This is a genomic window from Niabella drilacis (assembly GCF_900101395.1).
GTDB classification, from domain to species: domain Bacteria; phylum Bacteroidota; class Bacteroidia; order Chitinophagales; family Chitinophagaceae; genus Niabella; species Niabella drilacis.
This window is the reverse complement of record NZ_FMZO01000012.1, coordinates 102,837-118,578: the sequence shown is the minus strand read 5'-3', so window position 1 is coordinate 118,578 and position 15,742 is coordinate 102,837. Positions and strand designations below refer to the sequence as shown.

Genomic DNA, 15,742 nt, shown 5'->3' with positions numbered 1-15,742 from the left:
GAAGCTTCGCCTATGCGTCAGGTTAATTTTGGCCAGTAGGTGATTGCGGGTAACAATGTCATAGTATTGGTACAGGTTCTATATATAACCTGCCGTCAAACCGGAGCTTTTCCCGGGGCCGCTGCCATGATAACCCCGCAAGGGGTTTTAATTGATGAGCCACGCATTTCATGCGTGGTTCATGATCAACATCATGGTTGAACCCCGTCGGGGTTCAATGCAAACCGCTCGTAAACCAACCGGCGGTTACACCACCGGCTATACCGTCATAACCCCATTTGGGGTTCGTTGCTTAACTTGACGCGCATGCGAACGTTCGGGACTGAAACAAAAGAAGAACCGGTATGCTGTTAAAAAGGTGTTCGTCTATAAAAGACTTTCATGCATGGGGATTATAGAGGCGAAAAAGACCGCGGCGAGGCCCGAAAAGGCGAAAAATGAATAGAAAAACGGGAAACTCCGGTTTTTCATGTTATCTTTCTGTTTGTGATGGAACAGGAACCTTAAAGTGTCTGCTTATTTCTGGAGCCTCATAGTCAGGGGCATGCAATACGGTATTGGTACCTATATAAGAGCGCTTACAGAAAGCTTGTCAGAAACCTCTGGTGTTACCGTGTTTTTAATTAATTATCATAGCAGATATTCCCGGGAATTTTCAATAAGGCAGGAATCATCATCTTATCAAATAGAAATGCCTTCTCCGGTATCTTACAAGTGGGATGATGATAGCGAAAAAAAGTATGCTACAATTATTGTAACTGCTTTATCAGCAATCATCCTTCAATTTGACAGGGTTATATTCCATGTGAATTTTATGGATGGGTTATCAATATTAACAGCGTTAAAGTTGCGGTACAAACATCCCGCTGCCTGGCAAAGTCTTTTTTCCGGGAACAAAAAGAGACGGGATCAGTTAAATGATATGCCGCCCGGCACTGCGCATGCGGCGAAGCTTTTTGCACAGGAAAAAAGATTGTATGAACTATCAGACCTTATTATTTCTGTAACAGGATATATGAAGGATTTCCTGGAAGAACGGTATTCCCTGGATCCCAAAAAAATAACGGTTATTCCCAATGGACTTAACTATCGCCGGTTCCAGGTTTGTACAGACGGGGAAAAGCGGGACCTTAAAGCCCGATTGGGTTTTGCCTCTTTTGAAAAAATTGTGCTGTTTACCGGTAGAATAGATCAATGTAAGGGTATTGATTTTTTGATAGATGCTTTTGAGGAAGCCTGTTCCCGGGAAAATAACTTAAGGTTGGTTATTGTAGGAGAGGGGCGAATTGAAAGTATGATACAAAAACCAGGTTTTATGATATACGGGAATTCGCTGAGGCTATTGTGTCGCTTGTGAGAAGCAGACTGATGAGGGAAACATTGCGGGAGGCTGCTTATACAACATTACGTATAAAGCATGATTCGCAACGTATGGCATCCGATACGCTCAAAGTATATAAAAGTGCTTTTTAACTGTACGCATGAGGTGTAAAATTATCCATAAGGTTTTTTGTTTAGTGCTGTTGATGTTTACGGCGGTGGGTAGTTATGGTCAGCCGGGAGTAGCGGTAAAGATGGCCTCTTATATGGAAGAGCATCCATCGTGCAATCTTTATGTGCATGCGGACCGGAACGTATATGCTCCCGGGGATACGATCTGGTTTAAGTCCTATATGCTGTCGGCGCATAAGAGTGAGGTTATGTATGTGCGGGTTGTGGATGCCCGGAGGCAAACGCTTGTGGCAAAACAGTTTCCGGTATACGACCTTCGTTCCGATGGCTGGATCCCGTTACCGGATACGGCGGTTGCGGGTCCGTATTTTTTGTATGGGTTTACGGATCTGATGATCAACTTCAGCCCTGAAGATGCGTTTGTAATGCCGTTAAGGATTGTTCCCAATACAGAGCGGCGGGTGGAGCTGGAGGCGTTTGCGACAAACGGGGATGCTATTGAGCGGGGCGCGAAAACAACAATAGGGATCCGTGCGAGGGATCAGAAAGGACCATTGGTGAAAGCGTCGGGAGTGTATACGGTATGGGTAGGGGATAGCAGTGTAAAGACGGGTCGTATAAAGACGAATGAAAAGGGAGCAGCGGAGGTACAGTTTACTTACCCGCGGCTACCGGATAGTGCGTCGGTGCGGTTTGAGGTATTCCTAACGGAAGCGAAGAGTCCGGCCCGTCTGTTGCTGAACCTCCGGCATGAGGGTAACCAGGCATCGATCCGGGTATTTCCGGAAGGAGGGCGATTGGTGGCAGGAGTTTTAAACAATGTAGTATTTGAGGCTACGGATGCTAATAAAAATCCTGTTACAGCGGTATTAAAATTGTTGCGGGGTAATAAGGTCCTGGATAGTGTTCAGACCGATGGGAATGGGTTGGGCCGGATGTCTTTTGTTCCCCTGCAGGGTGTTATGGACTCTCTGATGGTAACGGAGAATAACCGTATGCGTAAAATAGCGTTACCCCGGGAGCCTGTTACCAGTGGTTATATGTTGCGGGTTTCGGGCAATGATACAGTGGTTATATTTAATGTGGGGATGCCGGGTTCTGTGGAGTTGGTTCTCCGTTCTTTTAATAAAGTTTTGTGGAGCCGGTCAGTACAGGTTGCGGCGGGAGATTCTTTAAGGTTGGTATTGCCGGCAGATAGTATGCCCCGGGGGGTACTGAGTCTTGCTGTATTAGGTGCGGGGGGTATAGCAGAGGCGGAACGTTATTTTATGCATGATCCGGGAAAGGGAGGCGCCTCAGTAGTAAACGTTGAGATAGCAAAAGTGCGTTTTGGGGCACATCACCGGGTAAAGGCGACTGTTACGGTATCAGACCAGGATCACCATGGGATAAAGGCGAACCTGTCAGTGGCGGTGGTAGCGGCGCAAACATTGGAGCGGGGTCATTATCCCACGATAACACAGGGGTATTATTACCATCATCTGCGTAAGGTACCGGGTATTGTGTTGGATGCGAAACAGGGAGGTGTATTGGATCAGTTTTTAATAACACAAAGCTGGAAGGGCTATGGGTGGGGATCCATAGTTGGATACCGTCCGTCCGGCACGCTGCAGCTGTTGTCAGCGCCGGGGGAGGTGTATGGGAAGGTGACGGCGAAGCACCGGAAGGCGTCGAAGGTATCGGATCTGATGATCCTGTCGGGTGGTGGTTCCGGGATAGTTCCGGTCAATGGGGAAGGTCGTTTTAGTATTCCGCCGGAGGATCTTTTTGCGCGTGGTAATGATCGTAAGTACCTGGTACTGGGCAGGGATTTTCGTCAGGATCATGATATAGAATTAGGCAGTCATGCGGGGTTGTTTGATGAGGGGGTAAGATCGGGGTCGTTGTTACATTTTTCGATGCCGTTTAGTACAATGGCTGTTTACCGTCCTGATACCTTTAGGATCTTTAACAACGAGATCCGTTTGCAGGAAGTAGTAGTGAAAAGCGGCAAAAAATGGGAGGTACCGATAACCGAACAATATGGTGGTGGGTTGGATTATGTGTGTAAGTACCTTGTGCTAAATTGCCCGATGCACACACAGGATCGTAGTCATGCTCCTAAAAAGGGGCTTGTTTACCGTTATGAAAATGCATTAATTATATATAACGGGGCCGGCCAACGTTTTACCATGGCGCCTAAAGGATCTTTCGGCGGCGCTCCGCCACCTCCACCATCGGGCTTTTTGCTGCCGGAGATCAGTTCCCCTCTGCCGTTTTACAACCCGGATTATTCCGTTGACCCGCCTGTTGGGGCGGATATCCGTACCACGCTGTTCTGGGCTCCGAATTTGAATACCGGTGAGGAGGGAAAAACCAGCTTTGATTTTTTTACATCGGACATCAGCGGGAACTATATTATAGTGATACAGGGGGTAGAGATGGAAACCTTAAACCCGGTTTGCTACATGTACAACCTGGAGTTGTAACGGGGTAATGGGATATAACAGGTAAAAGCAGTGTTTTATAGTCAACCCGGAAGCCGAAAAGGGAATAGAGTAGGCAATAACCAAAAAACGATTGACATGAAAAAACTAAACGACTATGGATTGCAAATCTATAGTCGTTTAGTCTCTACCAGGGTTCCATTCTCTTTTACTGTCTCTCTGTATCAAGAAACCGCTCCATCAGCAATACAAAGGATCTGTAAGGGGTTTGCCCTTGCCGGGGAGCCGTGATCTCACCCATGTATTCGCCATGTCCGCCGGGAAGGATGGCCAGGTTGCAATGGGGGATCAGCCGGGATATGGCAATAACATGTTCCGGAGTGGCTACATCAGCATCTCCGTTTACCAGTAGCACCGGGGCCTGTATGAACCGGAGCGCTTCATCGCTGATGTCCGTGAGGTGCAGCACCCGGTCTTTGCATTTTTGAAAGAGGGTATGCAGCTTTGAAGGATCCGGGGTTAATGTTAAAAAGGCATCTTTATAAGCCTGCGGCATCTGGTCAAATGTACCGTTCTTCATAAACTCCCAAAATTGCGGCAGGGTTCCGTTGTGTTTTAGCAGCACGGAGCCGGCGATGATGCGGTTACAAAGCCGCGGATGCCGGATGGCGATCTGCAGGGCGGTGTTGCCCCCGTTGCTAAAGCCAAAGATATCGGCCTTTGGCAGTCCCAGGTTGCGGAGCAATGCCGCTACATCGTCGGCGTCCTGTTCAAAAGACAGGGGCGTATTCCGGTCGCCCGTTCGCCCGTGGGCCTGCAGCTCAACGCATATTAGTTGCCGGTGTTGCGCAAGCAGGGGAATAATGCGCCCAAAGGAAGTTTGTATCGTAGAGCCGCCGCCATGGATGAGCACAAGCGGGGCCCCTTTCCCGTAGATCTCGTAATACATTTTTATCCCGTTCACCAGGGAATAGCCTGTCTGTAATGGCATATGCGTTTTTTTTATATCCGGGAGCGAATGGGGTACATGGGTCTTTTTTTGCCCCCATGCTGTTACCGACAGCAAAAGCAGGAGGGTGGCCAGGAACGGTTTCATTGGTTGATGATTGATTTCATAACAGTTGATTGAGCCGGTTAAACATCAGGACCCAGCCTGGGAGTGCACCGGTCCTTTGCGCAAGTGCCGCCTGTACGGTTTGCCGGAGCCGGAGCCGGGTTTGGGAGCCCAGCGCTTCAAAGGTTACGGTTACCGTTGTCATAACCGGCCAGCCGGGCGCCATACCGGCCGCTTCTGCAGTAATGTCGTCCCCGTTTTCATTGGTTACTGCCAGTGTAAAAACCAATCGTTCAGGAACGGCTATTTCCAGGTAATGTCCCTTGCACCAGCAATTGCCATGCACCGGGTTCCGGATACAGGAATGAAAAGCCCCCCCTTCCCGGATATCAATGGCTTTAAAGTGGATGGTACATCCATCCGGAGCATACCACTGTACCAGTTGTTCCGCGTTTGTCCAGGCCTGGAAGACCCGCTCCCTTTCCGCATCAAAAACATGAGTTATTGCTACTGTTGGACCGGAAGGACTATTTTCGTCGGCCGTTTTTTTTTGCATTGCTTTTTTTTTGAGGTTTTGTATTTTTTAAGTAGTTGTCCAAAGAGGCAAACCGGCTTTCCCACAACGCTTTGTACCGGGTCACCCAGTCGGATACCTCGTTTAGCTGCTCCAGGCGCGCTTCACAGTACCGTTCCCGGCCCTTCTGTGTCACCACCAGGAGCCCGCACTCGGTCAGGATCCTGACATGTACAGAAACCGCCTGTCTGCTTACCTCAAATTCTGAAGCAATGGCATTCAGGTTCAGTGGCTGGTAAGCTACCAGGTCGATGATCTGCCGCCGGATAGGATCTGCTATTGCCTGGAACACGTCGCGTCTGATAATCATAATATGCAATGATATGATTGCAAATATATACGCAATTAAATGATTGCGCAATTTTTTTTCCGGAACAGGCTCCTGGCTGCCGGTTGGAACCTGCGCCGGGGATATGATCTGCAGCACCTGCCCGTCTTTTCACACCAGGAGCATTTTCAGGTACTGTAAGTGCTTCGTGTTTATAGCAAGATATTGAAGGGGAAACACGCGGCTCCTACAGGAGCCGGGTTGATAAAAAAGACACATTTGCTATAAATACGCTGCTCCTCCGGAGCTGAACAATGCTGAAATTAGATGCGTTTGCCCCGAGGGGACGGGCGTTCATGAGCGTTTTGTAATACCGGCTGCATAACTTTGTTTCTGAAACAACTGAAGTTCCTGTTACCATGTTCATATGGGCTTGTTGAACCATAAGGGTTTTGCCCATTGATTTTTCCGAAGGAGCAGGGTATCGCTAAAAATATGCACAAATGACCAGGAAACGGGTGCTTGCTTTATTGACTGTAACAGGCTTGCTACTGGCCGGCTATGTTTTACAGCCGCAGAAAAAGGGGCGTGGCGCCGATTTAATAACGAAGTACCGGCAGGCAGCGGGCTGGCTGCACCTGCCGGGGGGGCTGAAGCTGGGTAACCCAACAGGTATGGATATGGATACCGCTCAGAACCTGGTCGTTTTCCACAGGGGATCAAGGGAGTGGCCATTGGCAGGCGCAATGCCCGGTGAGCCGATCTCTGATAAAACCATTTTGGTGATCAACAGGAATAACGGAGAGCTGTTAAGTAGTTGGGGCGATCACCTGTTTGTGATGCCGCATGGCCTGGATGTGGATGATCAGGATAATATCTGGGTTACGGATTGCGGATTGAACCAGGTTTTTAAGTTCAGTCATGACGGAAAGCTTTTAATGACGCTTGGTGAAGCCCGGGTTGCCGGCAATGACCGCCGGCATTTTGACAGGCCCACAGATATTGCTGTTGCAAAGGATGGCTCATTTTATGTAGCGGATGGTTATGGGAACAGCAGGGTGATAAAATTTTCAGCAACCGGGAATTATTTATTTGAATGGGGCCGGAAGGGCCAGGGGGAGGGCGCGTTTGATATACCGCACGGAATAGCATTGGGCAGCAACGGGGAGGTTTACGTGGCAGACCGGGAAAATAACCGGATACAGGTATTTGATACTGCGGGTCATTTTATGAAACAGTTCGCAGACCGCTCGTTTGGGGCAATGACCGCCGTTGCAATGGATCCCACGGGCGCAAAGTTGCTGGCGGTTGATGACCTCCGTTTCTTAAAGCTGAAGCATCGCGGCTCGGATGTCTTCATTTTTGATACAACGGGCACCGTGCAAACGCGGTTGGGCAGGAGCGGTTCCTACAGGGGGGCTGTGTCCTGGTATCATGATCTGACTGTTGACCGGGACGGCAATATTTATGTGGGTGATATTTTAGGGAATACGATTCAAAAATTCCGGCGGGTTGCCCGCCCATGAAAAAGGAGCTCCTATCTTTTCTACAGTGCTTCGGCGGTAAATAGGGGTACCGGCGCGCCGGACCCTTGCTATTGCGCTAAAAGACCGGTGCTTCTGCGTTTTAGCGGCATTTAATCCTATTTTTGCGCATCGGGTTAAAACCGTCTTTAAAATGAACAGGATAAGAATAACGATGCTTTGCCTGCTTGTAGTGCCGGCGTTGCTTTTTTCACAAAATGTGATCACCCCCGGTGGGGTATGGTCCGATGATAAGGGCGAACATATACAGGCCCATGGCGGCGGTATTATTAAGCTGGGAAAAAAATATTATTGGTATGGGGAGGCCCGGCGCGCCGATAATGATACCAGCTACCGGTATGTGGGGTGTTATGAATCGGAAGACCTGGTTCACTGGAAGAGCCGTGGCCATGCATTAAAGCTTTCCGACCCTGAGCAACTGGGGCAGCGGTGGGTGCTGGAGCGCCCGAAAGTGTTTTATCACAAGAAGAATAGAACCTATGTCATGTATTTTCACCTGGATGATGCGCGTTACAAGCTCGCCCGGGTAGGGGTGGCTGTTTCCAAAACACCGCAGGGGCCCTTTAAGTACCTGAAAAGCTTCCGGCCGCTTGGGCTGGAAAGCCGCGATATCGGTCAGTTTATTGATGATGATGGCACACCGTACCTTATTTTTGAAAGCCGGCCTACCAAAGGTTTTTATATTGCCGGCCTGTCGGATGATTACCTGGATGTGGTAAAGGAGGTCTGCTTTATCCGGTCGCCGCTGGAGGGCGGTGCCGTAGTGCATTATAAAGGGCTGTACTATGCTATTGGCTCTGCACTTACCGGCTGGAACCCTAATCCGAACAAATATGCAACAGCAAAAACGCTGGCCGGTCCCTGGTCGGAATTTAAAGACATTGCCCCCCCGGAAACCAATACCTACGGGTCACAGTCTACCATGATGCTGAAGGTAGAAGGAACAAAAGCGGTTACGGTTATTTTTATGGCAGATCAGTGGAAGCCTAAAACGCAGTGGGATTCGCGCTATCTCTGGATGCCGCTGCAAATAGGTGAAGGCCGCCTGTGGCTGCCGGAGCCGCAACCCTGGACGCTGAATATAAAAACCGGTGAATGGAAGCCGGCCGGTGACCAGCGGAAGGTTCCTTTCTAGCGCAGGAAGGTGACCGGCTGCGTTCTGTAGGCTTTTACATGCCGGTTATGCTGATCGGTAGCCGGCACCCAGTCGGGTGATTTTTGGATCAGCTGGAGTGCGATCACATCAAAAGCCGGATGAAACGGATCGCTTACAAATGCTTCGGATACCTTCCCCGATTCATCAATGATAAAGCTGATGACCACTGTTGCACGGTCGCCGTTCTTCAGCTTGTATTGAGGAGGAAAATAGAGCCGGTGCTTAAGGTATTTGTACCAGGCCTGGACACCTCCGGGGAAGTCCGCCGGTTTTTCGGGGTTGGTGCTGTCGGCCTTTGGGGTTCCGTCTTCATTAAAAAATTTCTTACCGGTCTGTTGGCCGTTCTCGTAGTATTCCTCCGAGCTTGGCTGGCCTTTTTTATGATAATATTTCCATTTCCCTTTTTTCCGGTAGCCCGGACCGTATAATCCCGCAGAAGATACGGAACCGTTGTCAAACCAGGCAATTTTAAACCCGCTGCCGTCCGTCCCGAAAAAAGAGGAATCTGTTAAATAGCCTTCGGGCGACCAGCTTTTATGGCCTCCGAGCACCTGGCCATTCTTATGAAAAGCGGAATCAGCCATCATCCCGTTCCGGTGAAAACTCACCCATATCCCTTCTTTTTTATCATGGATGTACTTCCCTTTACGTTCGGGGCGTCCGTTGGAGTGATAATAAATGAATTCCCCGTTTTTGATCTTTTGTTGTTCATCACTGTAAAGACCGGTCATCTGAAGGCTTTTTTCGCTGATAAAAAAATTCTTAAGAAGCCACCCTGAATCTGTTTTTTGAATACGGGAATAATAACGGGCATCGGCCGGTTGGGTCTCTTTCCATTGCGTATCATAATAACGTTCTATGTTCTGCGCCCGGGATGGGGTAGATGACAGTGCGATAAACCAGGCAGTCGCAATGATGGTTCTTTTCATAAGACAATTATTCATCGCAATGTAATTCAAATAATTTGAATCCCGAACGTTCGCATGCGCGTCAACAGGGCAAACGCATCTAAATTGGGTAAAAAGAGCACACCAGGAGCATTTTCAGGCACTGTAAGTGCCGCGTGTTTATAGCAGGATATTAAGAGCCTGTTTAAAATTCATTCAATGGCTTTATTATGGCTGTTTTGGGCTGCAACTGCGTTAAATTTTTCGCCATAGTGGCCTGCTATGCCTGCAAAATTTTCCTTGTTTCGCTCCAAAATAGCTTCATAATAAATTCCATCAATAAAATTTAAACAGGCTCTAAAGGGGAAACCCCGGCTCCTGCAGGAGCCGCGTAAAATTTCGGGCCCAACAAACACGCGGCTTCTACAGGAGCCGGGTTGATAAAACAGCAGATTACTATAAACACGCTGCTCCTCCGGAGCTGAACAATGCTGAAATCAGATGCGTTTGCTCTGTGCGCGTCAAGATAAAAAACAGGTCTATGGCCATAAAATGTAGCATGAATAAGCCTTTGGAGGCCAAAAAAGACCAGATCTTTTGATAGCAGGCGCAGCGCGCCGCAAATAATGGTAACCAGAACTTCCAGGGACTTACCCGTAGCCGCAGCGCGGCGGGAATCTTTTCGGGGGAGGCTTATAGTACCGGTGCGCTGCACCGCTGTTCCATCCCGTGTTCGTTGCGAATAAGAGCGACGCTGCGCTGCAGCTTTGGCCTTTAACCACTAAATTCCTAAAATTAGCCTGACGCGCATGCGAACATTCGGGCGTGAAATGTACCAGGTATGAAACCGGATCTGACGTGCAACCTTAAACTTCAAACCTGGAACATAAATATCGTGGCCGGATCGTAATAAAAGCTATTCTTTTCAGGATCTTCTCCATTTTTTAACCGGTGCTGATGCCTCATCTTAGCAGGGTGTAATTGCAGGTTCTTGTCAATACAACGATCTGTTGCCGCTGCTATAATTTTGAAAAAGTAAAAAGTATATTTATGAGAAGCTACGTTAGGTATGTTTTTTCCCTGCTGCTGTTATTCTTTGCAATGATGGTCCATGCACAGCATAACAATGATAACAGGATCGATCTTTCCGGTAAGTGGCGTTTTGCCATCGATTCGCTCGACCGGGGTATTACCGGAAAATGGTTCAGCCGTAAACTGGGAGACCAGGTCATCCTGCCCGGGTCTATGACCACGAACGGAAAGGGCAACGAGGTAGACCTGCATACTCCCTGGACCGGTGGCATCGCGGATTCATCCTGGTTTAAAAAAGCGGAATATGCTCCTTACCGGGTTGCGGGCAATATTAAGATCCCCTTCTGGCTGCAGCCGGTAAAATACTATAAAGGAGCGGCCTGGTATCAGAAAACAGTAACGATCCCGGTATCCTGGTCCGGAAAAGAAGTGGAGCTCTTTATCGAGCGGAGCCACTGGGAAACCACCGTGTGGATCGATGGCAAAGAAGCAGGGATGCAAAACAGTTTGGGCACCCCTCATAGCTGGGTATTGTCCGGGATCCTTACCCCAGGCACGCACCAGCTTACCATACGGGTAGATAACCGGGTAAAAACTTTTAACGTAGGGGAGAACTCGCATAGCATTTCGGATCATACCCAAAGCAACTGGAACGGGATGACCGGGCGCCTGCAACTGGTGGCAAGGCCCCGGGTCTTTATAGACGATATACAGCTTTTCCCGGATATTGATAAAAAGGAGGTAGTCGTAAAAACGGTGCTGGTCAATGCTGGGGGCAAAAGCACGGCAGTAACGCTTGAGGCTTTAGCGGTAACTACAAATGCAGGCGCTGAAAAACTGAAGCAGCTTACAAAACGGGTTACCGTCAGCGGGGATACCACCCGGCTGGAACTGGTTTATCCCATGGGGCAGCGGCCCCTGCTTTGGGACGAGTTCGCTCCCCATCTTTATACCATGCAACTGGCGCTGCGCACGCCCTCGGGTAAGGATGTCCGCCACGTTAACTTTGGTATGCGCGCGTTTGAGGTAAAAGGGACCCGGTTTGCCATTAACGGGCGCACCACTTTTTTAAGGGGCACACTGGAGTGCGCTATTTTCCCCCTTACCGGTTATCCCCCTACCGATAAAGCATCCTGGTTGCGGATCCTGAAAAAAGCCCGTTCTTTCGGGTTGAACCATATCCGTTTTCATTCGTGGACGCCGCCGGAAGCAGCGTTCGATGCGGCAGACGAACTGGGTTTTTACCTGCAGGTAGAATGTTCTTCCTGGGCCAACCAGGATTCAAGGATCGGGAGCGGCGATCCCCTCGATACCTGGATCTATGAAGAAAGCAACCGCGTGGTAAAAAGCTACGGGAATCATCCTTCATTTGTGATGATGGTATATGGCAATGAGCCCGGTGGCCCGGGGATGAAGCACTACCTGGTCAATTTTGTAAAATACTGGCAGCAGAAAGATCCCCGCCGCCTGTATACCACCGGGGCCGGGTGGCCTGTGGCGCCCGAAAGCGACTATAACAGCACTCCTGATCCGCGCGTGCAGGGCTGGGGGCAGGGCTTGCAGAGCGTCATCAATGGTCAGCCGCCACGGACCGATTATGACTGGGCATCGGTGATTTCCCCGTGGAAACAGCCTACGGTAAGTCATGAGATCGGCCAGTGGTGTGTATATCCCGATCTTAAGGAGATAAAAAAGTATACCGGTGTATTAAAGGCAAAGAACTTTGAAATATTCCGGGAGCAACTGGCAAAGAACGGGATGCTGCACCTGGCAGATAGCTTCCTGCTGGCATCCGGAAAGCTGCAGACACTGTGCTACAAAGCCGATATAGAGGCGGCATTGCGCACACCGGGCTTTGCGGGCTTTCAGTTGCTGGATCTCCATGATTTTCCCGGCCAGGGAACGGCTCTTGTAGGAGTGCTGAACCCCTTCTGGGAAGAAAAAGGATATGTTACCGGGGCCGAGTACAGCCGTTTCTGTAATGCCGTAGTGCCATTGGCCCGGTTCCCTAAAATGATCTACCGGAACAATGAAACCCTGAACGTACCGGTGGCGTTGGCCCAGTTCGGCCCGGGCATATTGAACGGCAGCCGCATCAAATGGACGATCGCCGGTGAAGCGGGAAGTATCCTGTTTGAAGGCGACTTTAAAACAACCGCTATCCCTGCAGGCAGCACGGTGCAGTTGGGCACCATTACGCAGGCTTTGGCATCGGTTCTTACACCTTCGCGGCTGATCGTAACCGTAAGCGCTGGCAGCTACAGGAACTCCTGGGATATTTTTGTATATCCTTCTGTATTGCCCGCAGCGCCCGCCGATGTGCATATAACACAGCAACTCGATGCAGCGGCCATAGGTGTATTGCAAAACGGGGGCAAGGTATTGCTGAGTTTGAAAAAGGGCACACTGAAAGATGCGGCCGGCGGCAATATAGCCGTTGGTTTTTCCAGCATTTTCTGGAACACGGCATGGACGCATAACCAACCGCCGCATACACTGGGTATTCTCTGTGATCCGCGGCATCCTGCCTTAAAAGAATTTCCAACACAGTATTATAGTAACTGGCAATGGTGGGATGCGATGAGCCACTCCAATGCCATCATCATGGACTCGATCTCAAAAGGACTCAAACCCATTGTACGAGTGATCGACGATTGGGTAACGGCAAGGCCGCTGGGGTTGATAACAGAGTGTACCATCGGCAAAGGGAAATTACTCATCAGCGGTATTGACCTGCTGACAGGCTCGGAAAAGCGACCCGAAGCAAGACAGCTGCTGCACAGCCTTTTAAGCTATATGGACAGCAACAGGTTTGATCCTGTAACAGCAGTAGCGGCCACAAAAATAACGGCATTGCTAAAAGAGTAACAGCTGCTATATACGATCTATTCCCTGCATGTCGTGCAGCGGGTTTCCCGAAGTGGGGAAGGGCATACCTGCAGTGTATAAAAGATCATGAGATCGCCATTGAGGAAGATAAACAGCACCCGGAGTTTTCCTGCATCATTTTTTGCAGGAATTCCCGCTGCCGGAGCAGATAGCCGAAAGGGGCGGCCTGCAGGTTACGGGCTTGTTACCGCTCCAGCTTTTTGAGGCATTGCAGCGTGTTGATGCCTTTTCCCGGCACGGGCTTAAAAAGGTCGCCTTCCCGCTCCAGCCGCTGATGTATCGTTTTTATGGTGAACCGGTGCGGATCAAAGCGGCAACCAGATGCATTTGCCCGGGTTTGAAAACTGGGAAAAAATCAGCCGCCCGATAAAAAGGAGTCTTTTATTGATAGCCCTTGTTTTTCCCGGGTATGAATGACTTACAACCTGAAACCCGGAGCAGGTATAGTCTATCGTCTGAAAGCTAAAGTATGTACCTTTGATAACTTCAATTCAGAACGGAGATTTTATATATGAAAAAGAATGCTGCTGTAACCGGCTTTTGCTTGCTGGCTTTATTATGGATGGGGTCCTGTGCTAAGGCTGTAGCACAAATAAAACCAGCCATTGTACCCGAACCGGTGTCCATGGTTCTGGGCAGGGGAACGTTCGTATTGGATGCTCAAACTTCTTTAACAGTTTCGCCAGGTACCGGTCTGGACCGCTATGCTCCGGAATGGCTCCGGGAAATAACGGGGCTGAGCCTTCCGGTAAAGAAGGACGCTGCCGGCGGGCAACAGGCCATCCGGCTGGTATTGGACCCGGCGCTTACAACGCCGGATCATGATGAAGGATACCAGCTCTCCATTACGGAACATGGTGTAATGCTTAAAGCACGCAAAGCAGCCGGCTTGTTTTACGGGTTACAAACCATCGGGCAGCTGCTTCAGCTTCCATCGGCATTGGAGACACAGCATCGCCGCCAGCTGCCGGTACTGGAAATTACAGACTATCCCCGGTTCCGGTGGCGGGGACTGATGCTGGATGTAAGCCGGCATTTTTTCCCGAAGGAGTTTGTAAAAAAATATATTGATGACATGGCCCGCTATAAATTCAATATTTTTCACTGGCATTTAACAGATGACCAGGGCTGGCGTATCGAAATAAAATCATTGCCCCGTTTAACGGAGATCGGCGCCTGGCGGGTGCCCCGGACAGGCCAGTGGTGGTCCTATGATCCGCCGCAGCCGGGTGAAAAACCTACCTATGGGGGATATTATACCCAGGAAGATATAAAGGAGATCATTGCCTATGCTGCTGAAAGGCATATCACCATTGTACCGGAAATTGATGTGCCCGGGCATTCGCTGGCTGCCATTGCGGCATATCCTTATTTGTCGGCAACTGGTTATCTATATGCCGTAAACCCCGGTAGTAAATTTTATAATATTGAAGATAACACCTTAAACCCGGCGGATGAGCGGGTATATGGCTTCCTGGACAAGGTCTTTACAGAAGTGGCCGCCCTGTTCCCCGGCACCTATATACACATCGGAGGCGATGAGTGTACCAAATTATTCTGGCAACGTTCGGCCGTAGTGCAGGATTTCATGAAGCAACAGGGAATAAAAACGGAGCACGAACTGCAGAGCTATTTTATAAAACGGGTGGAAAAGATCCTGAAGAAAAAAGGCAAAAAACTGATAGGCTGGGATGAGATCCTGGAAGGCGGGCTTGCCCCGGATGCTACTGTAATGAGCTGGCGCGGCATACAGGGCGGTATTGAGGCTGCCAAACAGGGGCACCAGGTGATCCTTACGCCTAATAACAATGTATACCTGGATCTTTACCAGGGAGATCCGCTGCTGGAGCCGGATACCTACAGCATGCTGCGGCTAAAAACGAGCTACCAGTGGGACCCTGTTCCGCAAGGGGTAAACGGAGCTCTGGTGCTGGGAGGACAAGGCAACCTGTGGACAGAATCGGTGCCCGGCGGGCGGCATGCAGAATACATGACCTGGCCCCGGTCGCTGGCTTTGGCCGAAGTATTCTGGTCGCCAAAGGATAAACAAAACTGGAGCCGTTTCCAGGAGAAACTGGAGCCCCAGTTTAAAGTGCTGGATGCTGAAGGGGTGCACTACTCCCGGGCCGCTTTTGATATACTGGCAACGGCAAAGCATGATGCTGGAAAACAGCTCCTGGTTTCACTGGGTACAGACATTGATAACCTGGATATTTATTATACGCTGGACAATACCAACCCGGATACCACAGCTGCCCGCTACACGGGCACGCCTATCCTGGTTCCCAGGGGCTGCTACCAGCTGAGGGCCCGGTCCTTTAAAAAAGGTACCGCCATCGGGCAATTGCTGATAGCCCCGCGCGAGGCGCTGGAAAAAAGAGCGCAATAACGATGTATGTCAATAACCAGCGGGGCAGCGATCCTTAACCTGGCGCTCCCGGCGGCTGAAACTAAACCCTA

Annotated in this window: 10 protein-coding genes; 6 read left to right on the top strand and 4 right to left on the bottom strand. The window is 49.9% G+C overall.

Going from position 1 to position 15,742, the window contains the following annotated elements; genetic code table 11:
* Positions 1-544: 544 nt before the first annotated feature.
* Together BLS44_RS19050 and BLS44_RS19045 are read left to right on the top strand one after the other, a co-directional pair.
* Positions 545-1,357 carry a glycosyltransferase gene (locus BLS44_RS19050; protein WP_090391823.1) on the top strand — a complete coding sequence of 271 codons (813 nt, stop codon included), beginning with the start codon at positions 545-547 and terminating at the stop codon, positions 1,355-1,357.
* Positions 1,358-1,481: 124 nt separating this feature from the next.
* On the top strand, positions 1,482-3,920 hold the full coding sequence (locus BLS44_RS19045; RefSeq protein ID WP_143019848.1) for an alpha-2-macroglobulin family protein: 2,439 nt from the start codon (positions 1,482-1,484) through the stop codon (positions 3,918-3,920).
* Positions 3,921-4,086: 166 nt separating this feature from the next.
* On the opposite strand, the gene BLS44_RS19040 is transcribed toward BLS44_RS19045, so the two are convergent.
* The 3 genes from BLS44_RS19040 to BLS44_RS19030 are packed head-to-tail and all read right to left on the bottom strand — an operon-like array spanning position 4,087 to position 5,816.
* Positions 4,087-4,974, bottom strand: a complete 888-nt coding sequence (locus tag BLS44_RS19040) for an alpha/beta fold hydrolase (RefSeq protein WP_090391821.1) — start codon at positions 4,972-4,974, stop codon at positions 4,087-4,089.
* A 16-nt stretch (positions 4,975-4,990) separates the two neighbouring features.
* Positions 4,991-5,488: an SRPBCC family protein gene (locus tag BLS44_RS19035; RefSeq protein WP_090391820.1), complete on the bottom strand. Its 498-nt coding sequence runs from the start codon at positions 5,486-5,488 to the stop codon at positions 4,991-4,993.
* Positions 5,460-5,816, bottom strand: coding sequence for an ArsR/SmtB family transcription factor (locus BLS44_RS19030; RefSeq protein ID WP_090391819.1), 357 nt, complete (start codon positions 5,814-5,816; stop codon positions 5,460-5,462). Before BLS44_RS19030 ends, BLS44_RS19035 begins: the two co-directional genes overlap by 29 nt.
* Before the next feature lie 461 nt (positions 5,817-6,277).
* Here BLS44_RS19030 and BLS44_RS19020 point away from each other — a divergent pair, with 461 nt between their 5' ends.
* Together BLS44_RS19020 and BLS44_RS19015 are read left to right on the top strand one after the other, a co-directional pair.
* Entirely contained in the window at positions 6,278-7,300 is a 1,023-nt protein-coding gene (locus BLS44_RS19020) for a peptidyl-alpha-hydroxyglycine alpha-amidating lyase family protein (protein WP_090391817.1), read from the top strand.
* Between the two features lie 151 nt (positions 7,301-7,451).
* Complete coding sequence (locus BLS44_RS19015; RefSeq protein WP_090391816.1) at positions 7,452-8,453, top strand: family 43 glycosylhydrolase; 1,002 nt, start codon at positions 7,452-7,454, stop codon at positions 8,451-8,453.
* Here the strand turns inward: BLS44_RS19015 and BLS44_RS19010 are convergent.
* Entirely contained in the window at positions 8,450-9,403 is a 954-nt protein-coding gene (locus tag BLS44_RS19010; protein ID WP_176954482.1) for an energy transducer TonB, read from the bottom strand. The two genes, BLS44_RS19015 and BLS44_RS19010, sit on opposite strands and share 4 nt — an antisense overlap.
* A 1,008-nt stretch (positions 9,404-10,411) precedes the next feature.
* Here BLS44_RS19010 and BLS44_RS19000 point away from each other — a divergent pair.
* Both BLS44_RS19000 and BLS44_RS18990 read left to right on the top strand, forming a co-directional pair.
* Positions 10,412-13,261, top strand: a complete 2,850-nt coding sequence (locus BLS44_RS19000) for a glycoside hydrolase family 2 TIM barrel-domain containing protein (RefSeq protein ID WP_090391851.1) — start codon at positions 10,412-10,414, stop codon at positions 13,259-13,261.
* Between the two features lie 532 nt (positions 13,262-13,793).
* Entirely contained in the window at positions 13,794-15,671 is a 1,878-nt protein-coding gene (locus BLS44_RS18990; protein ID WP_245729280.1) for a beta-N-acetylhexosaminidase, read from the top strand.
* Positions 15,672-15,742: the final 71 nt, after the last annotated feature.

What these genes read in the sequence shown, in the direction of transcription:
- BLS44_RS19045 (WP_143019848.1), top strand. Translation starts at nt 1,482, where the DNA reads ATGAGGTGTAAAATTATCCATAAGGTTTTTTGTTTAGTGCTGTTGATG.
- BLS44_RS19040 (WP_090391821.1), bottom strand. Translation starts at nt 4,974, where the DNA reads ATGAAACCGTTCCTGGCCACCCTCCTGCTTTTGCTGTCGGTAACAGCA.
- BLS44_RS19000 (WP_090391851.1), top strand. Translation starts at nt 10,412, where the DNA reads ATGAGAAGCTACGTTAGGTATGTTTTTTCCCTGCTGCTGTTATTCTTT.
- BLS44_RS19015 (WP_090391816.1), top strand. Translation starts at nt 7,452, where the DNA reads ATGAACAGGATAAGAATAACGATGCTTTGCCTGCTTGTAGTGCCGGCG.
- BLS44_RS19050 (WP_090391823.1), top strand. Translation starts at nt 545, where the DNA reads ATGCAATACGGTATTGGTACCTATATAAGAGCGCTTACAGAAAGCTTG.
- BLS44_RS19030 (WP_090391819.1), bottom strand. Translation starts at nt 5,816, where the DNA reads ATGATTATCAGACGCGACGTGTTCCAGGCAATAGCAGATCCTATCCGG.
- BLS44_RS18990 (WP_245729280.1), top strand. Translation starts at nt 13,794, where the DNA reads ATGAAAAAGAATGCTGCTGTAACCGGCTTTTGCTTGCTGGCTTTATTA.
- BLS44_RS19035 (WP_090391820.1), bottom strand. Translation starts at nt 5,488, where the DNA reads ATGCAAAAAAAAACGGCCGACGAAAATAGTCCTTCCGGTCCAACAGTA.
- BLS44_RS19020 (WP_090391817.1), top strand. Translation starts at nt 6,278, where the DNA reads ATGACCAGGAAACGGGTGCTTGCTTTATTGACTGTAACAGGCTTGCTA.
- BLS44_RS19010 (WP_176954482.1), bottom strand. Translation starts at nt 9,403, where the DNA reads ATGAAAAGAACCATCATTGCGACTGCCTGGTTTATCGCACTGTCATCT.